Genomic DNA, 21963 nt, shown 5'->3' on the forward strand with positions numbered 1-21963 from the left:
GCGCGGCGCACAGCTCAGCGTGCGGGCCGCCTCAGAGCCGGTTATCTTCGATCTCGCTGACCCGGCCGTCGACGATCGTCACCACGGTGACGTGGTCGCCGCGGCGGTAGCGCCACTGCTCGCCACCCTGGTGGTTGTCCACCACGCGAACGCCGCCGCGGCGACCGCCGTGACTGCGCGGCTTGCGCGCGTGCGATTTCGAGGTGGGCTTGCCCAGCAGCTCGACGACGCGTTCGCGGCTGTCGCCGGCGGTGAGTACCTGGCTGCCCACGCGCAAGGTGCTGGACGCCTGCACGGCGGCACTGAACGCGAACAACGCGATGACGAGACGAATGCGCATGACCTGCTCCCTGGTCTGATTGGAATGGTCTGATTGGAATGGTCTGGTCGGAATGGCCTGGTTGAAATCCCGAGCCCCGCCGGTCACCCCGTGCTTCAGAAACCGGCACCCGGCTGGGCCAGGTAAAGCATCTCTTCCGGCGTGCTGGCACGACCGAGCGTGGCATTGCGATGAGGGAAGCGGCCGAAGCGCGCGATCACCTCACGGTGGCGGCGAGCATAGTCCAGGTAGTCCTCGAATTGTTGCCGCCGTTCCGGCGCTGCTTCCACCAGCAACGCCTCGAATAATTCCACCGAACGCCGCTGCAGCGCGCTGTCCTCGGCGTGTTCCAGCGGCAGGTAGGCGAACACGCGCTGCACGGCGGGAAGCTGCCGGTCATCACCACGGGCCATGCCTGACAAGGCTACGCGTTGCGCGCGGGCGTCCGCTGCCCAGGCGCGCGGATCGTTGCGGTACAGGTTGCGCGGAAACTGGTCGAGCACGATCAACAAGGCGAGCCAGCCCGCAGGGGTGGCCATCCAGTCGTCCAGCCGGCCATTCGCGGCAGCCTCGACGGCTTCGCCGAAGCGCGCGCGGATCTGCGCATCGAACGCGGCGTCGGCGGCAAACCAATGGGCGGTGCCTGCTTCGGCGAACCAGAAATCGAGGACGTCCTGTGCGGTCACGGGCATCACCACCCCGTTCAATAGCGTGCGGTACCGGCCAGACTATGCATGTCCAGGTGGATGCCGTGCAAACGCGGCAATTGCCGGCGCAGCACCAGCGCCGACTCGGCTGGCGCGGCGGCGATGGCCTGCTCGAAGCGCTGCAGCAACGCGCTCTCGCCATGCGCCAGCGCGCGGATCCATGCGTGGTCGCGGCGCGCGGCGGCACGCATCAACCAGCCGGCGAGATGCCGGTGGACGGTGCCGCGCCAGCTGCCGTGCACGCACGCCCCGCCGCCGCTGGCGTGCAGCTGCGCCTGCAGGTCGGCGATCAGCAGGTCCAGCGTGTGCACGTTGTCGTTCAGCACCATGCGCAAGCCCGGTTCGCACGCCGTCGCGGCATGGCGATAGAGCTGGCGCAGGTCGATGCTGCGCCGGATCAGGGCATCGCAGGTGAGTGCTGGCAGGTGCCGCGGCATGGTGGATCGGTGGTCGGCGAGAAGTGCGCCATCCTCGCCCCGGCCCACTTAGCGGGAGATTAACCCCATGCGACGGACCGTCCGCCAGTCAGCTGGCGGCCAGCCTCGCTCACTGCTGGACCTGCAGCAGGTTCAGCGGCTGCCCGTTGCCGCCGCGCACGCCCTGCTGCAATGCCGCGAGTTGCTGGATCGACGGGCACAGCGCCTCGATCTGCGGACGCAACGCCTGCAGGCGCGACTGCACGCGCGGCCGCAACTCGGTAGCGATGTCGGCGGCGCGATCGCGCAGGCTGGCGGCGGCCTGCAGGTCGCCACCCAGCGCCGCGTTGATCGCCTGCTGGCCGAGGTCGGCCGCCAGCAGCGGCAGCAGGTCGCCGGCGATCTGGTTCATCGCCTGATTGGCGGCGTCGCCCTGCCAGTCGTGCGTGCTCTGGCTGACCGAGATACGCCGCTTCAGCTCGGTCGCATGCGCATCCAGCCGACGGTTGAATTCGGCACGGGTATCGGCGCCCAGGCCCATGCCGTCCGCTTCCGCGCGCAGCGCCTGCGTCGCCATGTCCACGCCGTTGCGTACGACCGTGCGCACCCGCGGCGCCAGCGCGCGCAGGTCGCGCTCGAACAGCACCAGCCGGTCCTCGCTTTCCGCATTCAACTTCACGACGGCGCCATCGGTGCGCAGCGTGCCCTGCTGCAGCTCGACGTGGAACGGCGCCGGCGCCGGCCGATCGAACAACAGGCTGCCGGGTTTCAAGGTGACGTCATAGCTGCTGCTGGCGTGGCAGGTCGTCGCCAGGTCTTGCGCGTGCAGCCACGGCGCGGGGAGTGGCAGGACGAACAGGAGCAGCAATCGCGGCAGGCGCATGGAGATTCCCGGAAGATGGACTCGCCCAGCGATAGCCGACGTTGCCGCAACCGTCGCTGAACTGCTCACTCAACGTGGCCGCGAACGGAACTGCACGCGCACCGTCGGACGACCCAATTGCCAGGCCAGCCACAGCAGCAGCGGGATCGCCGCGGCCTTGAGCGCCAGGCCGACCTGCCAGGTGCGTTCTGCCCGCGCGATCATCCACAGCGCCACCTCGCCCAGTTGCGGCTGCGCCAGCGCATGCTGCCTGGCGGTGTCGAAATCGCCCCATTGCTGCAGCATCAGCACGCCGCTGGCCAGCGCCCACACAGCCAGCAGCACGGCCAACACCTGCAGCGCCGGCCGCGCCCACGCCTGGCGCAGGATGCAACCGGCGCATGCCACGATGACCAGCAAGGTGGCAGCCAGGTAGATGTACTCAGCATGCCGCAGGTACTGCACGAAGCCCAGCGCGGCGAACAGCAGCAGCACCCACGGGCCGACCGCCCACGCCGAGAAGCGCCGCGCCGGCGCGGGGTCGGCGCGCACCGCCAGCGGCATCAGGGCGCCGCCTTCAACGTGGCCAGGTCGCTCAGCACCTGGGCCGAGTTCTTTTCCGGATCGACGTCCACGTAGACCTTTGCGATCTTGCCCTGCGGGTCGATCAGGAAGGTGGTGCGCTTGGCGTAGTGCATGCCCATGCGCGAGGTCAGCACGCCATAGCTGGTGGCGACGCTGCGCTCCGAGTCGGCCAGCAGCGGGAACGGCACGCGGTATTTTTCGGCGAATGCGGCATGCGACTTGACGTCGTCCAGGCTCACCCCGACCACCTCGGCGCCGGCCTTGCGCAGCTTCGCGATGTCGTCGCGGAACGTGCAGACCTCGGTGGTGCAGCCGGGGGTGAAATCCTTCGGGTAGAAATACATCACCAGCCAATGGTCGTGGAAATCGGCCGGCGTGCGCCAGTGGCCGTTCTGGTCCTGCAGGCGGAAGCTCGGGGCGGTCTCGCCGACCTGCGGGGTGGCGGCAAACGCCGGCGCGACCAGGGCACACAGCAGGGTCAGCACGAGCAGACGGGAAAGGCGGCGCATGACGGATCTCCGGTTCGGGGAAGGGGAAAACCTGGGAGCAACCGCCACAGTTTACGCGTACCCACGAAGAGGGGCGCCACCCGGCGCCCCTCTTCGTCACGCCTGCAACGGCATCAACGCTTGCTGATGGTGAACTTGCCCACCGAGACGCCCAGGTTGACGCCTTCGCCGGTGCCGGACAGCGCCAGCGAGGTGGTGCCCTTGGTCAGCACCTGCGCGCTGCCGCTCTTCACCACGCCGGCCTCGGCGCCGGCCTGCGCGTAATCGCCGTACACGTCGGCGATGTCGTGCACCTTGCTGATCTCGCCCTTGCCGTTGTCGATGTGGTACTTGCCGGCGGTGAGGCCGCCGCCGACCACGCTGATCTTCACGTTCGCACGCTGGCCGTTGTCACAGGTGATCGTGCCGCTGCCTTCGGCATGCTTGTAGATCAGCGACCAACCGGACAGGTTGTATACGAGATCGCATTTCACCGAAGCTCCGGCGGCCTGTGCGTTGCTGGCCGGCAGCACGGTCATGGCACCCGCGCAGGCCAATACCAGAGCAGCTATTCCAAAAGTACGCTTGATCATCGTCGTCTCCTCAAAGCTCTGCGGATGGGATTCGTCACGCCGCCGCGGATGCACCGCAAGCATCGGCATCCGTGGCGTGGTGACGGCAGGTTGTGCAGGGCAGCGTGACAGTCGCGTGCAGGAGCGTGACCGCCGTTCAGGTTTCCGCCCTTGATGCCGCAATAACGAAGCGCCGTGCAGACTGCAACCGACGCACAGCCGGCGGCCCGGAGGTTGTGGCGCGACGAGCATCCTGCATAGACTCGGCGTGGCGGCGATGCCGGCAACGTGAAGGAGCACCATGGTCAAGTATTCACTGGTTGGTTACGACGGCTCGGACGCCTCCCGCCGCGCATTCCAGTTCGCGGTCGAACTGGCCCGCTGCAGCCACGGCCGCGTGCGCGTGGTGTCGGTGCTGCAGGTCACCGAGGGCGGCGCCGACGCGTGCGCCCTGATGATCGCCGACACCGGCACCGAGCGCGTGCAGGAGTTGCTGCAGGAACTGACCGCGATCGTGCCGGATGCGGCCGACCTGATCGACGTCGAACTGACCCTGGGCAGCCCCGGCGACGTGCTGCTCAGCCAGATCGAGCAGCACGGCGTCGACCACATCGTGATCGGCCATACCGAACGCGGCGCGCTCGCCCGCTGGCTGCTCGGCTCGGTGTCCGGTAACGTGCTGGCGCGTGCGCACGTGCCGGTGACGGTGGTGCGCTGAGAAGCGGCTTCGTCGAACGGCAAGTCGGCCCGCGTTAATCCGCTGCGGCGATCAGGCCGTATCCTGTGTCATCAGCTTGTCACGTGGAAACAGGCCACCTGGCTTCCGTTGCCGTACAGGAAATCCGCTTGAATTATTCCACCGCCCTGCCCTGGACCCTGGAAAGCATCGACCTCGACCGCATCGAGGTCGCTCGCGTGCGCCACGATGAGGATCTGTTCTTCCTGCTGTGCAGTTCGTCGTTCGTCGAGAGCGGCTCGGACCTGTACACGCAGAACCTGATCGACCATTTCGCCGACGATGAGGATTTGCAGGGCTGGCTCAGCCAGCACTGGCAACACGAGGAACTGCAGCACGGCCGCGCGCTGGCTGCTTACGTGCGCAAGGTCTGGCCGGAGTTCGACTGGGACAAGGGTTTCCAGGCGTTCTGGAACGAGTACGGCGCGGTGTGCACGGCCGAGCAACTGGAACCCTGCCGCGGGCTGGAGCTGGCCGCGCGCTGTGTGGTGGAGACCGGCACCGCCAGCCTGTACCGCGCGCTCAACGAGATCACCGGCGAGCCGGTGCTGAAGCAGCTGACCAACCACATCAAGAGCGACGAGGTGCGCCACTACAAGCACTTCTACCAGCACTACCAACTGTATCGCGAGCGCGAGGGTTTCGGCCGCTACAAGGTGTTCCGCGCGATCCTGCGCCGGGTCAACGAGATCAAGAGCGAGGACAGCGACATCGCGCTGCGCCACGTGTTCAACCAGTGCTACCCGCAACACCTGGGCAACGAAACGGAGTTCCGCCGCATCAGCGACCGCGCGCAGGGACTGCTGCGCCGGCACATCCCGGCCGGCATGACGGTGAAGATGCTGCTCAAGCCGCTGGACCTGCCGGCCCGGCTGCAAAGTGCACTGGAAAAGCCGCTGGCGAAGATCACCGAGAAGCTGTTCCTGCACTGACGCTCACTGTGCGGCTGCCGGCTTGTCCGCGTTGCGCGCCGCGCGCTCGATCTGCCGCTGCTTCTGCTGCGCGAGCTTCAGGCTTTTCACGTCGATCGGGCGGATCCGGGTGACCGTGCAGGGGAAGTTGTGACGTCCGGTGAGCACCTTGTCGAAGCCCACCATCACCTGGTTGATGTTGGAGGTGAGTCCGATGCTGTTGACGAAGAGCAGCTCCTGGCAGCCGCCGAGATCCAGCAGCCACGCCTTGTTCGGCTGCGTGTAGACGGCCAGTTCGGTATCGCTCAGCGGCTCCCACGAGTACAGGTTGAAGAAGTTGAAGCTGCGCACCGGCGCGCCGGCCGCCGCCGCATAGGCGGCCTGGCGCTCGCTCGCGCGCTGTGCATAAGGCACGCTGGAACAGCCCGCGCACAGCAGGCCAAGCATCAACGCGCCGGCAGGGATCAGGGGTGACTTGGACATGATGCGGTCCTCGATGGAGACTCTTCTGTCCAGACGCATGGGCGCCGTTTCGGTTGACGCCGCCCGGCGCGAACAAGCTATTTCTTGCCGCCCTTGCCTACGGCGACCCACTTCGCCGGGTCGAAGCCGCCCACCTCGTAGACCAGGGTCTGCTTCTTCTCGCCGTCGACCAGGGTGACGTCCATGTCGATCTTCTTCGCCTTGCGCAGCATGCCGATGAAAGCCTGGTCGTCGCGGATCATCAGCGCCGGCTCGCCGGTGGACGGCGCGAACGCCTTGATCCGCACCGGTTTGCCGTCGACCGTGGTGGCGATGGTGCAATTGCCGCGGCAGACGAAGCCGGGCTTGCTGCCGTACAGGAACACGCTCTGACCCCAGCTGGTATGCCGGCGCAGCACCAGCCGCACGCGCTCGCCGCCGGCCGGCTGGCTGTTCTCGATGGTGGCGGTGGACTGCGTGCCGCCGGCCATCGGCGCCACCTGGTACAGCCACAGCCCGGCCAGGCGGTTCTTTTCGCTGGCTTCGGTGTAGCGCTTCTCGATCGCCGGCAAGGTCTTCTGCACTTCCTTCGCGGCGTCGCTGTCGGGAAACCGCTTGACGATGTCCTTGCCCATCGACACCGCCATCTCGTCGTTGCCGATGCGCAGCAGTTGCCGATACGTATCGAGGTTGCGCGCCGCATCGGCCGCCTGCGCCTGAGCCTGCTGCTGCCCGGCCGTCGGCGCGCTGCCCTGTTGCGAACAGCCGGCAAGCATCCAGGCGGCGCAGAAAACCATCACGGCACAACGGGGAAAAGCGCGATTCATCGGCGGCATACCTGGCGGGAACAAGCCGCTAGCTTGGAACGATCCGCGGTCGCCGCGCAACCGCACCGGCTCTCAATCCGCCTGGCCGAAGCGCTCGCGCAGCGCGGCGCGGTAGCGTCGGCTGCAGGGGATCTTCGCGCCGTCGCGCATCTGCAATCGCGCGTCGCCGCTTTCCAGCGGCTCGATCTCGGCGAGGTAATCGAGGTTGACGAAATGGCTGCGGTGCACCCGCACGAAGCGCGCCGGGTCCAGCCGCTCCTCGATCCCGGCCATGGTGGCGCGCAGCGGGTAGTCGCGCCCGCGCACGTGCAGGTTCACGTAGTTGCCCGACGCCTGCAGCCATTCGATCTCGCTGGCGTTGAGCAGGAACTCCTTGCCCAGCTTGCGCACCAGGAAGCGTTCCGGCCGCTCCACCGGTTCCACCGGCGCGCCTTCGTCCGGCTCGGCCAGCAGCCGTGCCTCGCCCTGCTGGCGCAGCAACCACAGCCGATACAGCACCAGCGTGCCGACGATCACGAAATAGGCGCGGATGTCCTTGAGGTACTCGTAGCCGAAATTGGGCCACCACGGCCCAAACCGGTAGTGTCCGCCGCTGACGGCGTAGACCAGCTTGCGCAACGCGACCATGCCGCCGACGTGGAGCAGGCTGAACGGCAGGCTGGCCAGCACGTGCAGCGGCAGGTTGCGCCGCCAGCTGTCGAGGCGGATCGGCCAGCGCCGCTCGACGGCGATCACCGCCGGCAGCAGAGCCAGCAATATCAGCGTGCTGCTCCACTCCCACACCCACGGCTCCCACGCAGCGACCCGGCCGGCATGGTCGATCCGCGAGACAACGCTGTTGAAGATCGCATTCAGCGCAAAAAGCAGCAGCCAGGCACCAATCTCTAACGGCCGCCGCCAGCGCTGGTAGATGTCGAAACCGGGAGTCGTGCCCATCCACCGGAGTTTACCCAACTCGTCCCGCCATTCGTCCCTGCCGACCGCGATTCGTCACCACGGCCTGGCGGACGATCACTTCGGGCAGGACAGGCCATGCACGGCAACCCAGGCTGGAGCCACTTTCACGCACGGGAATGCCGCCATGAACCGCCGCCACGATATCGACGCGCTGCGCGTCCTCGCCTTCAGCCTGCTGATGCTCTATCACGCCGCCATGTTGTACGTGGCCGGCTGGGACTTCCATCTGAAGAGCAGTCACACCGCCGAATGGCTGCAGTACCCGATGCTGTTCCTCAACCGCTGGCGGATGGAGCTGCTGTTCCTGGTTTCCGGGCTGGCGGTGAACTTCATGCGCCGACGCGGCAGCCTCGGCCGGCTGGCCGGCAAGCGCAGCCTGCGCCTGCTGCTGCCGCTGGTCTTCGGCATGCTGGTGGTGATTCCGATCCAGCCCTACGTGCAGGGTCTGTCGAACCAGCTGGTCGAGCCGGGCTTCAGCCACTTCCTGCTGCGCTACTGGACCGGCGGGCCGTGGCCGGCCGGCGCGTTCACCGGCTGGCAGTACGGCTTCACCTGGAATCACCTGTGGTACCTGCCGTATCTGTGGGTCTACACGATGCTTCTGCTGGCACTGCTGCCGCTACTGGAATCACGCCGCGGTCAACGTGTGCGCGCGGCCTGCCTGAAGCTGCGCGGCACATCCCTGCTGCTGTTGCCGGCGCTGCCGCTGCTGCTATGGAACGTGCTGCTGGCGGACCGCTACCCCGTGACCGGCGCGCTGTGGGGCGACTGGTATGCGCATGCGATCTACGCCACGGTGTTTCTCTACGGCTACCTGCTCGGTACCGACGAAGGCATCTGGGCGGAACTGGCCCGCTTGCGCCGGCTGTCATTGCCGCTGGCGGTGGGCTGCTTCGCCCTGTACCTGCTTGGCATCAAGGCACTGCCCGATTCCGCACCGGCATCGCTGTGGCTGATGGTGCGCGCGTTGCATTACGCCTACCTGTGGATCGCGATCGTCGCCGTGCTGGGCTGGGGCCACGCCTGCCTCAACCGCCCGTTCCGCTGGCTGCCATATGCGCGCGAGGCGGTGTATCCGTGGTACGTGCTGCACCAGAGCCTGCTGTTGCTGTTCGCCTGGCGGCTGATGCCGCTGGGGCTGGGGCCGGTCGCCGAGCCGGCGCTGATCGTGCTGGCCACGGTGGGCGGCTGCGCGCTGCTGCACGAGTGCGTGATCCGTCGCGTGCACTGGCTGCGGCCGCTGTTCGGGCTCGACGCGGCGCCTTCGCGCACCCCGCCGACCGCTGCCACGACGCGGCAGCTGGCCGACGATCTGGCCTGAGCTCAGCTTTCGCTGGCCATGCACGAATCCAGGTGTTCGACACGCACGATCTGATCGAGCCGGACCTGCCGGCTCCACTCTGGCACGTCGGGCCGTTCCAACTGCACGGTGGCGTTGATGCCTTCGCGCTCGTCGCCATCGCTGAACACCTGCACGTTCGGCCGCGTGATGATCACGCCATCGCAACTGCTGCCGTCCTTCAGCAACAGCACCACATGGCCGTTGGCCGGCAGTTGATCGACCAGCGACTCAAGCTTTCGGATGCTGGCCTGATCGGTATAGACGCGTTTCGCCTGCCTGTTCATGGGATTCGCCTCGAATGACCAGCGTGTCGTCACGCTAGCCGGCAAAACCGTAAGAGCATGTCAATTCACCCGTCTGGCAGCTGAACAGTCGACGTACCTGCCGGCATTTTACGGCCGGTGCCACCGGCGCTCTTGCCGCGTGCGACGGCGTCGGCACGCTGGTCGTGGTGGCGCTGTGGATGGCGCTGTTCCCGACCTGGCGCCGGCGGCTGCATGCCGAAGAGGCTGCGCGCGGCGAACCGGCAGCGGATATCCTCTGAAGGTCAGCCGGCACACGGAACCGTCCCATGCTCACCACTTCACCCACCGACTTCCTCGAAGCCTACGCCGCGCTGGCGCCGCTGCCGGAAGCCGCGGCGACCGCACGGGCGGCGTTCCTGGTCGCGCCCGCCGAATTCGCCCTGGCGGAGGAATCGGCGCGCGACAACCGCTACATGGACATGAACCTCACGGTCGACCCGCTCAAGGCGCTGGCCCAGCACAGCGCGCTGGCGCAGGCGTTGCGCGCGGACGTGCCGGTGATCACCTTCCCCGGCAACCCGGCGACGCCCGATGCGGTGTTTCCGAACAACGTGTTCGCCACCGCGCCGGGCCGCTTGATCGTCGGCCGCATGCGCCACCCCGTGCGCCAGCGCGAGGCCGAGCGCAGCGACATCCGTGCGTTCTTCGGCGATCTGCTGGGCTACGACGAGATCGACCTGTCCGGCTGCCACGATCTGGTCGCCGAGCTGACTGGTTCGCTGATCATCGACCGTGCCCGCGGCGTCGGCTACTGCGGCCTCAGCGAGCGCTGCGACATGGCCGGCGCGCAGGCGATGCACAAGGCGTTCGACCTGCGCCTGACGTACTGCTTCGAGCTGGCCGTAACCGAATACCACTCCAACGTGGTGCTGACCCTGCTGGCCAGCCGCGCCGCGATCATCGCCGTCGACGGTTTCCGCGATGCGGCCGCGGCGCAGGCGATCGCCCACGCTTACGGCGACCGTGCGATCTGGCTGACTCCGGCGCAGAAGCAGGCGTTTGCCGGCAACGCGATCACCTTGTCCGACGACCGCGTGTGGATGAGCGCCCGCGCCGCCGCCACGCTGACCGACGGCCAGCGCCAGGCCCTGGCCGGCTACGGCTTCGCGGTCGGCGCCGTGGAGCTGGGCGAAATCGAGAAGGCCGGCGGCAGCCTGCGTTGCTGCGTGGGCGAGATTTACTGAAACCGCCGCCATGCGTTGCACCGACGGCAACCGGAGTGCATCCTCCGTGGATGCCGTCGACTTTCCAGCCATCGACATCACGCCGGCGACGCTCGCGGACGCTCTGCCTGGTCGCACTTGCAGCCAGCCTGTTCGGCCCGGGCGCGACGGCCGCCACGCCGGCGGGCGGGCGCACCTGGGCCAACCCGGTCGACCTCGACTATCGCTACAACTACGAGCAGATGGACGAGGGCGTCTCGTACCGCACCGGCGCGGATCCCGCGATCGTGCGCTACGGCGATGGCTATTACCTGTTCCTTACGCTGGCTGACGGCTACTGGCATTCGACCGACCTGGTGCACTGGCAGTTCGTGCAACCGGATCGCTGGCCGTTCGACGGCCCTGTGGCGCCGGCCACCCTGGTCGCCGACGGCAAGCTGTTCCTGATGCAGGCGGCGATGGAGCCGAAGCCGCTGTTGTATTCGACCAACCCCGCGCACGGCCACTGGCAGTTCTGGACGCGCCTGCTGCCGGCGGTGCCGGGCGCGGTGTGGTCCGGCCACGAGAGCGCGATGAAACCGGGCGACCTGCCGCCGGGGCCGTGGGATCCGGGCCTGTTCCGCGACGAAGACGGCAAGACCTATCTGTACTGGGATTCCTCCAACGTCTTCCCGCTGCACGGCGCGCAGATCGACCTGGCGCTGGACCACGCCGACGAAGGCGAAGGCAAGCGCATGCGCTTCGTCACGAAGCCGGTCGCCCTGCTCAAGGCCGATCCGGCCGCACACGGCTGGGAGCGCTTCGGCCAGGACCATACCGACACCAGTATCGCGCCCTACGTCGAGGGCGCCTGGATGAACCGGCATGGCGACCGCTACTACCTGCAGTACGGCGCGCCCGGCACCGAATACAACGTGTATGCCACCGGCGTGTACGTCGGCAGCAAGCCGCTCGGACCATTCACCTATGCGCCGTACAACCCGGTCGGCTACAAGCCCGGCGGCTTCGCCGTCGGCGCCGGCCACGGTTCCACGTTCCAGGACGCGCATGGCAACTGGTGGAACAGCGGCACCATGTGGGTGGGCCTGAACTGGAGATTCGAGCGGCGCATCGACTTGTTCCCCGCCGGCTTCCACGCGGACGGCCAGATGTGGGTCGACACCCGCTTCGGCGACTTCCCGCAGCGCATGCCCGATCATCCGCTGCATGAAGGCGAGAGCACATTCACCGGCTGGATGCTGCTGTCGTATCGCAAGACCGCGCAGGCCTCGTCGCAACGGCCGGAGCATCCGCCGTCCGAGGTGACCGACGAGAATCCGCGCACGTTTTGGGTTGCCGCGAACAACACCGCCGGACAGACGCTCACGCTCGACCTTGGCGGCCTGCGCACGGTGCGCGCGGTGCAGGTGAACTACGCCGACTACCAGTCCGGCCGCTACGGCGACGCGCCCGACATCGTCACCCGGTTCCGCCTCGAGGGCTCGGTCGACGGTCGGCAGTGGAGCACGCTGGCCGACCTCTCGCACGAAACGCGCGACCGGCCGAACGCCTATCTCGAACTCGACCATCCAGCGCGTATCCGCTACGTGCGCTACGTGCACGGTCACGTCGGCGCGCACACGCTGGCGATCTCCGACCTGCGCGTGTTCGGCAACGCCGACGGCCCGCCACCGCCCGCGCCGGTGCTGCTCTCCGCGCGCCGACTGGCCGATACCCGCGATGCCGAGATCGTGTGGAAGCCGGTGCCCGGCGCGGTGGGCTACAACGTGCGCTGGGGACTGGCCGCCGACCGCCTGCACGAGACCTACCAGCGCTTCGCCGACCGGCCGACGCGACTGACCCTGCGCTCGTTGAACAAGGGCGTGAAATACGTCGTGGCGGTGGAAGCCTTCGACGAGCATGGCGTGTCGACGCTGTCGCAGATGGCCACGCTGGAGCCCTGAGCTTGCGCGGGCGCCGGCCGTACGTTCTGATGCGCGCATGATCACCGTCCACCATCTCGACAACTCGCGCTCGCAGCGCATCCTGTGGTTGCTGGAAGAACTCGGCGTGCCGTACGAGATCAAGCGCTACCAGCGCGATCCAAAAACCCTGCTGGCGCCGCCGGAGCTGCGCGCGGTGCATCCGCTGGGCAAGTCGCCGGTAATCAGCGACGGCGGGCTCGTGCTGGCCGAATCCGGTGCGATCGTCGAGTACCTGGCCGACCGCTACGCCGCCGGCACACTGATTCCCGCGCACGGCACGCCCGTACGGCTGCGCTGCAATTACTGGCTGCACTACGCCGAAGGCTCGGCGATGCCGCCGCTGCTGCTGAAACTGGTGTTCCGGCGGGTCGCGGCGGCGCCGATGCCGTTCTTCGCGAAACCTGTCGCGAAGGGCATCGCACGCAAGGTGCAACACGGCTTCGTCGATCCACAACTGAAGCTGCACCTGGACTATCTGGAAAGCGAGCTGGGCGACGGCGAATGGTTTGCCGGTACTGCGTTCAGCGTTGCCGACATCCAGCTGAGCTTTCCGCTGGAAGCGTTCGCCGCCCGCGGCGGGCTGGACGCGGGCTACCCGCGCCTGTCGGCGTTCCTGCAGCGCATCCATGCCCGGCCGGCGTACCGGCGCGCGCTGGAGCGAGGCGGCGAGTACCGGCTTGGCTGAACGAAACCGCGCACGGGCGGGCACTGTTTACGCCTCACTCACGACGTGGCTGGCAGCCTGCAAGGCCAGACGCAGAGGAGAAGCCCCATGCGCAAACACGATATCGAGCGCCAGCTCCACGACACCGCCGAACGTGCCGGCGAACGCGCACGCCATTACGCCGACGGCGCCAGCAGCAGCGCCAGGGACCTGCTCGAACGCGGCCGCCGCCGCATCCACGAGCGCTTCGGCAAGCGTGCCGCCTACGGCGAGCAGCTGAGCCGGGCCGCCGAGGACTTTGCCGACGAGGCGAACTACCACTACCGCCGGCTGCGCCGCCAGGTGAACCGTCATCCGGCCGCCACGCTGGCGATCGTCGCCGGCACGATCGGTGCGTTCCTGCTGCTGCGCCGCGCGTTCCGCAGCGACGACGACTGACCGGGTCCGGGCGACAAGCGGCGCCGGCACACCAGCAAGACCCGCCATCGGCGGGTTTTTGTTCGGCCGTCCAAACGGCCTGCGGGACGGCCGCCCCACCGGCGCACTCCATCCGGGACGGCCGCCGCTGCTAAGCTGGCTCCCTGCAGTCAATCCGGCCGATCCATGCGTTCGAAAGACCTCACCTTCCACCACCCGGTGGCGTTCTGGCTTGGCTGTGCCGCGGTGATCGCCGGCGTGCTGGCGCACCTGCCGATGCTGGCCATGGCCGCGCCGATGCACTATCGCCTCGTCGGCATGCCGATGGACACGCTGATGCTGGCCGGCATGGCGCTGGTGCCGCTCGGCGTGCTGCTCGCCGGCTATGGCCTGATGCCGCGGATGGAGCAGATGCGGCGCACCCTGCACCCCGACCGCAGCCCGCTGCCGTTCCACGCCGCCGACCATGTGCCGCTCAATCGCGAACACTGGAAGCTGGTGACCGTGCTGACCGTCGCGCTGGCGGTGGACGTGATGAAACCGGCCACGATCGGCTTCGCGATGCCGGGGATGGCGACCGAATACGGAATCAGCGGCTCGACGGTCGGATTCCTGGCGCTGTCGGCGCTGACCGGTACCGTGGTCGGCTCGATCGTGTGGGGTCGGCTTGGCGACCTGTTCGGCCGGCGCGCCACCATCCTGCTGTCGGCGCTGATGTTCATGGGCACCGCGATCTGCGGCGCGATGCCGTCGTTCGGCTGGAACCTGGTGATGTGCTTCATGATGGGCGCCGCCGCCGGCGGCATGCTGCCGATCACCTTCACCCTGATGGCCGAGACCATCCCGACCCGGCACCGCGGCTGGCTGCTGGTGGCGCTGGGCGGCGTCGGCACCTCGGCCGGCTACCTGCTCGCCTCGGGCGCGGCCACGCTGTTCGAGCCGACTTACAGCTGGCGTGCGCTGTGGCTGCTCAACCTGCCCACCGGCGCACTGATCGTGTTCCTCAACCGCTACATTCCCGAGTCGCCGCGCTTCCTCGCGCTGGCCGGACTGGAGGACCAGGCACGTGCGGTGCTGCAGCGTTTCTCGGGCAGCGCCGGGCCGATGATTGCGCACGCCCACCACGCCAGCGATGTGCTGCGCGCGCAGCGCGATGCGTCCGCGCGCATCGGCATGCGCCAGCTGCTGCGCGGCCGGCACGCGGCGATCACCTGGGGCCTGATGATGTGCGCGGTCGCCTGGGGCCTGGCGAATTTCGGCTTCCTGCTGTGGCTGCCGGCGAACCTGGTCACGCTTGGCATCGACGCGCAGGCCAGCGCCGCGCTGCTGGCGCGCTCGGCGATCCTGGCACTGCCCGGGATCGGCGTGGTGGTGTGGTTCTACCAGCGCTGGAGCAGCATCCGCACGCTGGTGCTGTTCATCGGACTGACCGCGCTCGACCTGCTGTTCTTCTTCGCGATCGACCTGGCCGACCTGCGTTCGACGGCGCTCACCACCGCCGGCACGGTGGTCCTGCTGCTGAGCATCAGCGGAGTGATCGCGACGCTGATTCCGTATGCGGCGGAAATCTACCCCGTGCACCTGCGCAGCACCGGTGCAGGGCTGATCGCCGGCGGTTCGAAATTCGGCGGCATCCTCGGCGCCGTGCTGGGCGTGTCCGGTCTGTTCGGGCACTTCATGCTGTCGGCACTCTTGATTGCGCTACCGATGGCGGTGGCCGGCTGGATGCTCGCGCGCCGCGGCATCGAGACCCGCGGCCACGGCCTGGAGGCGATCCAGGACGCGCTGTCCGACTGACCGTCAGCAGGTTCGGCTTGCCCCGGTCGAGCTTGTATTCCCTGATCGCGCGACTGACATCCTTTCGGCGCTTCGGCGATGACACGGTTGCCGCAAGCGCGGACGACAGGACCCTGTGATCCGGCCGCCCGCATCCCGGTTTTCGCTGCGGGCTGCGCGAGGGCTCAGCGACCAAGATGCAGCTTCTGGCTCACCACGTGGTCGAGCACCCAGACCACGAACGGGCCGCTGGCGTTGGAGAACACATAGCGGGAATGCGAAGCCGGATCCCTGGACTCGTCCTCCAGCTTCACATCCGAACGGTACGCATTGACGACCAGTTCGTAGTCGTAGCCCTCGACATAATCGAAGTCCTGGATGCGGCCATGCCAGTTCCTCCACGGGCCGTTCTCGCTTTCGCGCACGCGGTAGCAGCGACCCGAGTTGTCGGCGTCGCAGGGCACCGTATGCGGGCCGATCCACACCGTGCGGGTCACGCTGCGCTGGCCCGGCGCGACGGCGACGGGGGCTGCGCTGACGGCATCGCTGATGGTGGTATTGATGACGACGCGGCGGTTCGGTGCCAGGCAGGCGATCAGCAGCTTGCCCTTCCGGTCCGGGCAGTCGGCCACCGGATCGGCCGCCCCGCGGCCTTCGGTCCGGATCACTCCGGCCGGCACGCCATGCGCCACCAGGTAGTCGCGTACCGCCTCGGCGCGCTGCGCGGAAAGCTTCTGGTTGGCCTGCTCGCTGCCGATCCGGTCGGTGTAGCCCAGCACCTGCACCGAGTCGATCTGCGATGCGGCCTTCAGCGTGTCGACCAGCGCATCCAGCTCGGCATTGTCGGCGGATTTCAGCTGCGCCTTGCCGAACGCGAACAGCGCATCGGCCGACAGGCTCTGCTGCACCGGAACGGCGGGTGCCGCCTGCGGCTCCGCTGCCGGCGGCGGAGTCGGCTGGATGGCCGCCTTGTGGCAACCGCCCAGCGTCAGCGCGACGGCGCCGCCAAGGAGGTAAACGTACGGACGTAGGGTTCGCATGGCCCATCCCTCATGTGTCGAGTGACTGCCGGACATCGCCCCGCGGAGCGGTATCGTCGAAGCAGTCGCCGCCCATCACCGGCTCCCCCCACGCCCTGCAGGATATAGTGGCCGCACGCTGCGCCGGGTGCAGCGGAGGTGAAAAAAACCGTTCGCGCGCATAAAAAACCCCGCCGAAGCGGGGTTCTCGTTGCGTGTTGTGACCTGGTGCCTACTGGCCAAGCGGGTTGGGCCGATCCGGATCGAGCTTGTATTCCTTGATCGCGCGGCTGACGTCCTTCGCGTTCATCTTGCCGTCCTTCGCCAAGGCGGCCAGCGCCGCATGCGCAATCCAGTAGCGGTCCACCTCGAAGAAGTCGCGCAGATGCGCGCGCGTGTCCGAGCGGCCGAAGCCGTCAGTGCCGAGCACGGTGTAACGCATGCCGTCGGGCAGGAACGCGCGGATCTGGTCGGCGTATTCGCGCACGTAGTCGGTGGCGGCGATCGCCGGACCGGAGCGACCGTCGAGCAGGCCGGTGACGTACGGCACGCGCTGCTCCGCTTCCGGATGCAGGCGGTTCCAGCGTTCGGCGTCGAAACCGTCGCGACGCAGTTCGATGAAGCTGGGGCAGGACCAGACGTCGGACTTCACGCCGAAATCCTTCTCCAGCAACTCGGCCGCCGCGATCACCTCGCGCAGGATGGTGCCGGAACCCAGCAGTTGCACGCGCGGCTCGCCCTTCTTGGGCTTGCCGCCATCCTTGAACAGGTACATGCCCTTGATGATGCCTTCCTCGACGCCCCCGCTCTTATCAGACTTGGGCAGGTCGGGGTGGCTGTAGTTCTCGTTCATCACGGTGACGTAGTAGTAGATGTCTTCCTGCTCCTGCATCATCCGGCGCACGCCGTCCTGCAGGATCACCGCCACTTCGTACGAGAAGGTCGGGTCGTACGACTTCACGTTCGGGATCGCGCCGGCCATCAGGTGCGAGTGGCCGTCCTCGTGCTGCAGGCCCTCGCCGTTCAGCGTGGTGCGACCCGAGGTGCCGCCGACCAGGAAGCCGCGCGAGCGCATGTCGCCGGCGGCCCAGCACAGGTCGCCGATGCGCTGGAAGCCGAACATCGAGTAGTAGATGAAGAACGGCAGCATCGCCTGGTTGCTGACCGAGTAGCTGGTCGCCGCGGCCATCCACGAGGCCATGCCGCCGGCCTCGCTGATGCCCTGCTGCAGCACCTGGCCCTTCTGGTCCTCGCGGTAGTACAGCAGCTGGTCGGAATCCTGCGGCTTGTACTTCTGGCCGAACGGCGCGTAGATGCCGATCTGGCGGAACATGCCCTCCATGCCGAACGTGCGCGCCTCGTCGGCGACGATCGGCACGATCCGCTCGCCCAGCTGCTTGTCGCGCAGCAGCAGGTTGATGCCGCGCACCAGCGCCATCGTGGTGGAGATCTCGCGCTCGCCGGTGCCCTTGGTGATCTGCTCGAACGCGGCCAGCTCGGGCGCCTTCAGCTTCGCCTCGGCCTTGCGCCGGCGCTGTGGCAACGCGCCGCCGAGCGCCTGGCGGCGCTCCAGCATGTACCGCACTTCCGGCGAGTCCTTGCCCGGGTGGTAGTACGGCACGTCGTGCAGCTTGTCGTCGGCAATCGGGATCTGGAAGCGGTCGCGGAAATGCCGCACCGACTCGTCGTCCAGCTTCTTCTGCTGGTGGGTCGGGTTCTGCGACTCGCCGGCCGCGCCCATGCCGTAGCCCTTGACCGTCTTGGCCAGGATCACCGTGGGCATGCCCTTGGTGTTCACCGCCGTGTGGTAGGCCGCGTAGACCTTGTGCGGATCATGGCCGCCGCGGTTCAACCGCCAGATGTCGTCGTCGCTCAAGTTGGCGACCATCTCGCGCGTCTCCGGGTATTTGCCGAAGAAGTGCTCGCGCGTATACGCGCCGCCGAACGCCTTGCACGCCTGGTACTCGCCGTCGACGGTTTCCATCATCAGCTTGCGCAGCACGCCCTTGCTGTCGCGCGCCAGGAGCGGATCCCAGTAGCTGCCCCAGACCACTTTGAGCGCGTTCCAGCCGGCGCCGCGGAACACGCCTTCCAGTTCCTGGATGATCTTGCCGTTGCCGCGCACCGGACCGTCCAGGCGCTGCAGGTTGCAGTTGATCACGAAGATCAGGTTGTCCAGTCCCTCGCGGCCGGCCAGCGAGATCGCACCGAGCGACTCCGGCTCGTCGCACTCGCCGTCGCCCATGAAGCACCAGACCTTGCGGTCGCTCTTCGGCACCAGCCCGCGGTGCTCCAGGTACTTGAAGAACTGCGCCTGGTAGATCGCCTGGATCGGACCCAGGCCCATCGACACCGTCGGCACCTGCCAGTAGTCCGGCATCAGCCACGGGTGCGGGTACGACGACAGCGCGCGACCGTGGCCGGCCACTTCCGTGCGGAATAGGTCGAGCTGGTCCTCGGCCAGGCGGCCTTCGAGGAACGAGCGCGCGTAGATGCCCGGGCTGGAGTGGCCCTGGTGCAGGATCAGGTCGCCCGGGTGATCGGCGCTCGGCGCGCGCCAGAAATGGTTGAAGCCCACGTCGTACAGCGTGGCGCTGGAGGCGAAGCTGGCGATGTGCCCGCCCAGCTCACCCGGCTTGCGGTTCGCGCGCACCACCATCGCCATCGCGTTCCAGCGGATCAGCGAGCGGATGCGCCATTCCATCGCCGCGTCGCCGGGGCATTTCGCCTCCTGGCTCGGCGCAATCGTGTTGACGTATTCGGTGGTCGGGTTGAACGGCAGGTAGCCACCCGAACGGCGGGTGGTGTCGACCATCTTCTCCAGCAGGAAATGCGCGCGTTCGGTGCCGTCGTGATGGATCACCGCGTCGAGCGAGTCGATCCACTCCCGGGTTTCGGTGGGGTCGATGTCCTGGTTGAGGATGTCGTCGAGCTGATCCATGAAGATTCTCCGCAGCGCCGTTGCAGCGCTCATGCTTGAGGGGGTACCCGCCGCCGGGGGATTGCGACGGGATCAACGTCCAAGTCTAGCCGTTGGGCCCGGGGGTCGCCAATGCAGATTCCATGCGGCGGCGCACGGCAGCGGGGCCAAAAGCGCCGGGGCGGCCGCCCCGCTCGGGACGGCCGGGCGATCAGCCTTGCGGGCGGTTCGTCGCGCGGATCTGCGCCTCGACGCAGGCCACCGCGCTCATGTTCACCACCCGGCGCACGGTCGACTGCGGCATCAGGATGTGCGCCGGCTTGGCCACGCCCATCAGGATCGGCCCGATCACCACGCCGTCGCTGAGCATGCGGGTCATGTTGTAGGCGATGTTGGCCGCGTCCAGGTTGGGGAATACGAACACGTTCGCCTTGCCTTCCAGTCGCGAGTTCGGGAACAGCTTCTCGCGCAGCGCCGGGGTCAGCGCCACGTCGGCCTGCATCTCGCCCTCCACTTCCAGCCGCGGCGCGCGGGCGCGGATCAGCTCCAGCGCCTTGCGCATCTTCTTCGCGCCGCAGGTGTCGCGGCTGCCGAAGTTGCCGCCGGACAGCAGCGCGATCTTCGGCGTGATGCCGAACAGCTTCAGCCGGATCGATGCCTGCAAGGTCGCCTCGGCGATCTGCTCGGGGCAGGGATCGTCCTGCACATGCGTATCGAGGTAGAAGAACGTGCCCTTGTCGGTGGCCACCGCGGCCATCGCCGACGGTTCGACCACGCCGGCGTCCAGGCCGATGATGTCGCGGATGTAGCGCAGCTTGCCCTGGTACTGGCCGACCAGGCCGCAGATCATCGCGTCGGCTTCGCCGCGCTCGACCATCAGCGCGGCGATCGCGGTGGGCCGCGAGCGCACCACCGCCTTGGCCATCGACGGAGTCACCCCGCGGCGCTGCATCAGGCGGTGGTAGTGCTGCCAGTAGTCGTCGAAGCGCGGGTCGGAGTTGATGTTGCAGATCTCGACGTCCACGCCCAGCCTGATGCGCAGGCCGGCGCGCTTGATGCGCTTCTCGATCACTTCCGGACGGCCGATCAGGATGGGTTTGGCCAGGCCTTCGTCGACCACCACCTGCACCGCGCGCAGCACGGTCTCTTCCTCGCCCTCGGCATACACCAGCCGGCACGGCGCGGACTTGGCCCGCTCGAACACCGGCTTCATCAGCAGGCCGGTGCGGAACACGAAGCTGGTCAGCTGGTCGTTGTAGACGGCGAAATCGGCCATCGGCCGCGTCGCCACGCCCGAGTCCATCGCCGCCTGCGCCACCGCCGGCGGCAGCTGCAGCAACAGGCGCGGATCGAACGGCTGCGGGATCAGGTAGTCCGGGCCGAAGCTGGGCGGCTTGCCGCCGTAGGCGCGCGCGCTGACGTCGGACGACTCGCGCCGCGCCAGCGCTGCGATCGCCTTGACGCAGGCGATCTTCATCGGCTCGTTGATCACCGTGGCGCCCACGTCCAGCGCGCCGCGGAACAGGTACGGGAAGCACAGCGCGTTGTTGACCTGGTTCGGGTAATCCGAACGGCCGGTGGCCATGATGCAGTCCGGCCGCACCGCCTTCGCCTCTTCCGGGGTGATCTCCGGGTTCGGGTTGGCCAGCGCGAAGATGACCGGCCGCGCGGCCATCGTGGCAACCATCTCCGGCTTCAGGATGCCGCCGGCGGACAGGCCGAGGAACACGTCCGCGCCCTCGACGATCTCGGCCAACGTGCGTGCCTTGGTGTCGCGCGCGTAACGCTGCTTGTCCGGATCGAGGTCGGTGCGCTCGTTGTGCAGCACGCCGTGGCGGTCGAACGCCAGGATGTGCTCGGGCTTCACGCCCAGCGCCACCAGCATGTCGAGGCAGGAAATGCCCGCGGCGCCGGCGCCGGTAGTGGCCACGCGAATGTCCTCGATCTTCTTGCCGACCACCACCAGCGCGTTCAGCAGCGCCGCGCCGACGATGATCGAGGTGCCGTGCTGGTCGTCGTGGAATACCGGGATCTTCATCCGCTCGCGCAGCTTGCGCTCGACGATGAAGCACTCCGGCGCCTTGATGTCTTCCAGGTTGATGCCGCCGAAGGTGGGCTCCAGGCTGGCGATGATGTCGACCAGCTTGTCCGGGTCGTTCTCGTCGATCTCGATGTCGAACACGTCGATGCCGGCGAACTTCTGGAACAGCACGCCCTTGCCTTCCATCACCGGCTTGGCCGCCAGCGGCCCGATGTTGCCCAGGCCGAGCACCGCGGTGCCGTTGGTGATCACCGCGACCAGGTTGGAACGCGCGGTGTACTCGGCGGCCGTGGTCGGGTCCTCGACGATCGCATCGCAGGCCGCGGCCACGCCGGGCGAATACGCCAGCGACAGGTCGCGCTGGGTCAGCAGCGAGGTGGTCGGGGTGACCTTGATCTTGCCGGGGCGCGGCAGGCGGTGGTATTCGAGGGCAGCAAGGCGCAGTTCTTCGGGGAGGCTCATTGGATACGTTTTATCGGTGAAGGGAAGTCGTCCGCCAGCGCGGATGGC

General features: G+C 67.8%; 22 protein-coding genes. 8 read left to right on the forward strand and 14 right to left on the reverse strand.

The features are described 5' to 3' along the window. Nucleotides 1–31: 31 nt before the first annotated feature. The 7 genes from ASG75_RS08730 to ASG75_RS08760 all read right to left on the reverse strand — a co-directional run bounded on the left by ASG75_RS08730 (nucleotide 32) and on the right by ASG75_RS08760 (nucleotide 3970). Complete coding sequence (locus ASG75_RS08730; protein ID WP_056387993.1) at nucleotides 32–340, reverse strand: DUF2845 domain-containing protein; 309 nt, start codon at nucleotides 338–340, stop codon at nucleotides 32–34. A gap of 95 nt (nucleotides 341–435) precedes the next feature. Next, nucleotides 436–1011, reverse strand: a complete 576-nt coding sequence (locus ASG75_RS08735) for a DUF924 family protein (protein ID WP_056389202.1) — start codon at nucleotides 1009–1011, stop codon at nucleotides 436–438. A gap of 11 nt (nucleotides 1012–1022) precedes the next feature. Beyond that, nucleotides 1023–1463 carry a DUF2383 domain-containing protein gene (locus ASG75_RS08740; RefSeq protein ID WP_056387996.1) on the reverse strand — a complete coding sequence of 147 codons (441 nt, stop codon included), beginning with the start codon at nucleotides 1461–1463 and terminating at the stop codon, nucleotides 1023–1025. Between the two features lie 109 nt (nucleotides 1464–1572). Then, entirely contained in the window at nucleotides 1573–2325 is a 753-nt protein-coding gene (locus tag ASG75_RS08745; RefSeq protein WP_056387998.1) for a DUF2884 family protein, read from the reverse strand. Nucleotides 2326–2394: 69 nt separating this feature from the next. Further along, nucleotides 2395–2868, reverse strand: coding sequence for a hypothetical protein (locus tag ASG75_RS08750; RefSeq protein WP_056388000.1), 474 nt, complete (start codon nucleotides 2866–2868; stop codon nucleotides 2395–2397). Then, nucleotides 2868–3398 (reverse strand): peroxiredoxin, encoded by a 531-nt coding sequence (locus ASG75_RS08755; RefSeq protein ID WP_056388002.1) that lies wholly within the window; start codon nucleotides 3396–3398, stop codon nucleotides 2868–2870. Before ASG75_RS08755 ends, ASG75_RS08750 begins: the two co-directional genes overlap by 1 nt. Nucleotides 3399–3511: 113 nt before the next feature. Then, nucleotides 3512–3970: a hypothetical protein gene (locus ASG75_RS08760; protein WP_056389205.1), complete on the reverse strand. Its 459-nt coding sequence runs from the start codon at nucleotides 3968–3970 to the stop codon at nucleotides 3512–3514. A gap of 280 nt (nucleotides 3971–4250) precedes the next feature. Between ASG75_RS08760 and ASG75_RS08765 the strand changes: the two genes are divergently transcribed. Together ASG75_RS08765 and ASG75_RS08770 are read left to right on the forward strand one after the other, a co-directional pair. Then, nucleotides 4251–4667, forward strand: a complete 417-nt coding sequence (locus ASG75_RS08765) for a universal stress protein (RefSeq protein WP_056388004.1) — start codon at nucleotides 4251–4253, stop codon at nucleotides 4665–4667. A 128-nt stretch (nucleotides 4668–4795) separates the two neighbouring features. Continuing rightward, nucleotides 4796–5617, forward strand: coding sequence for a ferritin-like domain-containing protein (locus ASG75_RS08770; RefSeq protein ID WP_056388005.1), 822 nt, complete (start codon nucleotides 4796–4798; stop codon nucleotides 5615–5617). Nucleotides 5618–5620: 3 nt separating this feature from the next. Here the strand turns inward: ASG75_RS08770 and ASG75_RS08775 are convergent, their stop codons facing one another. The 3 genes from ASG75_RS08775 to ASG75_RS08785 form a co-directional block, all read right to left on the reverse strand. Beyond that, a complete protein-coding gene (locus tag ASG75_RS08775) occupies nucleotides 5621–6079 on the reverse strand; it encodes a DUF6491 family protein (RefSeq protein WP_056388007.1) in 459 nt (152 codons plus the stop codon). Between the two features lie 77 nt (nucleotides 6080–6156). Continuing rightward, entirely contained in the window at nucleotides 6157–6885 is a 729-nt protein-coding gene (locus ASG75_RS08780) for a hypothetical protein (RefSeq protein WP_056389208.1), read from the reverse strand. A gap of 72 nt (nucleotides 6886–6957) precedes the next feature. Continuing rightward, nucleotides 6958–7821 (reverse strand): LytTR family DNA-binding domain-containing protein, encoded by an 864-nt coding sequence (locus tag ASG75_RS08785; protein ID WP_056388009.1) that lies wholly within the window; start codon nucleotides 7819–7821, stop codon nucleotides 6958–6960. A 145-nt stretch (nucleotides 7822–7966) separates the two neighbouring features. Between ASG75_RS08785 and ASG75_RS08790 the strand changes: the two genes are divergently transcribed. Then, nucleotides 7967–9163, forward strand: a complete 1197-nt coding sequence (locus ASG75_RS08790) for an acyltransferase (protein WP_056388011.1) — start codon at nucleotides 7967–7969, stop codon at nucleotides 9161–9163. Between the two features lie 2 nt (nucleotides 9164–9165). Here ASG75_RS08790 and ASG75_RS08795 read toward each other — a convergent pair whose 3' ends face one another. Then, the gene (locus ASG75_RS08795; protein ID WP_056388013.1) at nucleotides 9166–9468 is read right to left on the reverse strand and encodes a DUF3247 family protein; all 303 of its coding nucleotides are present in this window, start codon (nucleotides 9466–9468) and stop codon (nucleotides 9166–9168) included. 287 nt (nucleotides 9469–9755) lie between these two features. Between ASG75_RS08795 and ASG75_RS08800 the strand changes: the two genes are divergently transcribed. The 5 genes from ASG75_RS08800 (at nucleotide 9756) to ASG75_RS08820 (ending at nucleotide 15494) form a co-directional block, all read left to right on the forward strand. Beyond that, nucleotides 9756–10673 (forward strand): arginine deiminase-related protein, encoded by a 918-nt coding sequence (locus tag ASG75_RS08800; protein WP_056388015.1) that lies wholly within the window; start codon nucleotides 9756–9758, stop codon nucleotides 10671–10673. Between the two features lie 50 nt (nucleotides 10674–10723). After that, nucleotides 10724–12595, forward strand: a complete 1872-nt coding sequence (locus ASG75_RS08805) for a family 43 glycosylhydrolase (RefSeq protein WP_082547540.1) — start codon at nucleotides 10724–10726, stop codon at nucleotides 12593–12595. Between the two features lie 37 nt (nucleotides 12596–12632). Next, nucleotides 12633–13301, forward strand: coding sequence for a glutathione S-transferase (locus tag ASG75_RS08810; RefSeq protein WP_056388020.1), 669 nt, complete (start codon nucleotides 12633–12635; stop codon nucleotides 13299–13301). Between the two features lie 87 nt (nucleotides 13302–13388). After that, nucleotides 13389–13718 (forward strand): hypothetical protein, encoded by a 330-nt coding sequence (locus tag ASG75_RS08815; protein ID WP_056388022.1) that lies wholly within the window; start codon nucleotides 13389–13391, stop codon nucleotides 13716–13718. Between the two features lie 165 nt (nucleotides 13719–13883). Next, on the forward strand, nucleotides 13884–15494 hold the full coding sequence (locus ASG75_RS08820; RefSeq protein WP_056388025.1) for an MFS transporter: 1611 nt from the start codon (nucleotides 13884–13886) through the stop codon (nucleotides 15492–15494). 164 nt (nucleotides 15495–15658) lie between these two features. Here ASG75_RS08820 and ASG75_RS08825 read toward each other — a convergent pair whose 3' ends face one another. The 3 genes from ASG75_RS08825 to ASG75_RS08835 all read right to left on the reverse strand — a co-directional run bounded on the left by ASG75_RS08825 (nucleotide 15659) and on the right by ASG75_RS08835 (nucleotide 21915). Continuing rightward, complete coding sequence (locus tag ASG75_RS08825; protein ID WP_056388026.1) at nucleotides 15659–16513, reverse strand: OmpA family protein; 855 nt, start codon at nucleotides 16511–16513, stop codon at nucleotides 15659–15661. A gap of 211 nt (nucleotides 16514–16724) precedes the next feature. Beyond that, nucleotides 16725–19433: a pyruvate dehydrogenase (acetyl-transferring), homodimeric type gene (gene aceE / locus ASG75_RS08830; RefSeq protein WP_056388028.1), complete on the reverse strand. Its 2709-nt coding sequence runs from the start codon at nucleotides 19431–19433 to the stop codon at nucleotides 16725–16727. A gap of 190 nt (nucleotides 19434–19623) precedes the next feature. Beyond that, the gene (locus tag ASG75_RS08835) at nucleotides 19624–21915 is read right to left on the reverse strand and encodes an NADP-dependent malic enzyme (RefSeq protein ID WP_056388030.1); all 2292 of its coding nucleotides are present in this window, start codon (nucleotides 21913–21915) and stop codon (nucleotides 19624–19626) included. Nucleotides 21916–21963 lie beyond the last annotated feature (48 nt).

It is taken from the genome of Rhodanobacter sp. Soil772 (genome assembly GCF_001428385.1).
Classification (GTDB): Bacteria; Pseudomonadota; Gammaproteobacteria; order Xanthomonadales; family Rhodanobacteraceae; genus Rhodanobacter.

Excerpts from the sequence above, each read along its gene's own strand:
- ASG75_RS08730 (WP_056387993.1), bottom strand. The coding sequence starts at position 340 with ATGCGCATTCGTCTCGTCATCGCGTTGTTCGCGTTCAGTGCCGCCGTG.
- ASG75_RS08735 (WP_056389202.1), bottom strand. The coding sequence starts at position 1,011 with ATGCCCGTGACCGCACAGGACGTCCTCGATTTCTGGTTCGCCGAAGCA.
- ASG75_RS08740 (WP_056387996.1), bottom strand. The coding sequence starts at position 1,463 with ATGCCGCGGCACCTGCCAGCACTCACCTGCGATGCCCTGATCCGGCGC.
- ASG75_RS08745 (WP_056387998.1), bottom strand. The coding sequence starts at position 2,325 with ATGCGCCTGCCGCGATTGCTGCTCCTGTTCGTCCTGCCACTCCCCGCG.
- ASG75_RS08750 (WP_056388000.1), bottom strand. The coding sequence starts at position 2,868 with ATGCCGCTGGCGGTGCGCGCCGACCCCGCGCCGGCGCGGCGCTTCTCG.
- ASG75_RS08755 (WP_056388002.1), bottom strand. The coding sequence starts at position 3,398 with ATGCGCCGCCTTTCCCGTCTGCTCGTGCTGACCCTGCTGTGTGCCCTG.
- ASG75_RS08760 (WP_056389205.1), bottom strand. The coding sequence starts at position 3,970 with ATGATCAAGCGTACTTTTGGAATAGCTGCTCTGGTATTGGCCTGCGCG.
- ASG75_RS08765 (WP_056388004.1), top strand. The coding sequence starts at position 4,251 with ATGGTCAAGTATTCACTGGTTGGTTACGACGGCTCGGACGCCTCCCGC.
- ASG75_RS08775 (WP_056388007.1), bottom strand. The coding sequence starts at position 6,079 with ATGTCCAAGTCACCCCTGATCCCTGCCGGCGCGTTGATGCTTGGCCTG.
- ASG75_RS08780 (WP_056389208.1), bottom strand. The coding sequence starts at position 6,885 with ATGAATCGCGCTTTTCCCCGTTGTGCCGTGATGGTTTTCTGCGCCGCC.
- ASG75_RS08785 (WP_056388009.1), bottom strand. The coding sequence starts at position 7,821 with ATGGGCACGACTCCCGGTTTCGACATCTACCAGCGCTGGCGGCGGCCG.
- ASG75_RS08790 (WP_056388011.1), top strand. The coding sequence starts at position 7,967 with ATGAACCGCCGCCACGATATCGACGCGCTGCGCGTCCTCGCCTTCAGC.
- ASG75_RS08795 (WP_056388013.1), bottom strand. The coding sequence starts at position 9,468 with ATGAACAGGCAGGCGAAACGCGTCTATACCGATCAGGCCAGCATCCGA.
- ASG75_RS08800 (WP_056388015.1), top strand. The coding sequence starts at position 9,756 with ATGCTCACCACTTCACCCACCGACTTCCTCGAAGCCTACGCCGCGCTG.
- ASG75_RS08805 (WP_082547540.1), top strand. The coding sequence starts at position 10,724 with ATGCCGTCGACTTTCCAGCCATCGACATCACGCCGGCGACGCTCGCGG.
- ASG75_RS08810 (WP_056388020.1), top strand. The coding sequence starts at position 12,633 with ATGATCACCGTCCACCATCTCGACAACTCGCGCTCGCAGCGCATCCTG.
- ASG75_RS08815 (WP_056388022.1), top strand. The coding sequence starts at position 13,389 with ATGCGCAAACACGATATCGAGCGCCAGCTCCACGACACCGCCGAACGT.
- ASG75_RS08820 (WP_056388025.1), top strand. The coding sequence starts at position 13,884 with ATGCGTTCGAAAGACCTCACCTTCCACCACCCGGTGGCGTTCTGGCTT.
- ASG75_RS08825 (WP_056388026.1), bottom strand. The coding sequence starts at position 16,513 with ATGCGAACCCTACGTCCGTACGTTTACCTCCTTGGCGGCGCCGTCGCG.
- aceE (WP_056388028.1), bottom strand. The coding sequence starts at position 19,433 with ATGGATCAGCTCGACGACATCCTCAACCAGGACATCGACCCCACCGAA.
- ASG75_RS08835 (WP_056388030.1), bottom strand. The coding sequence starts at position 21,915 with ATGAGCCTCCCCGAAGAACTGCGCCTTGCTGCCCTCGAATACCACCGC.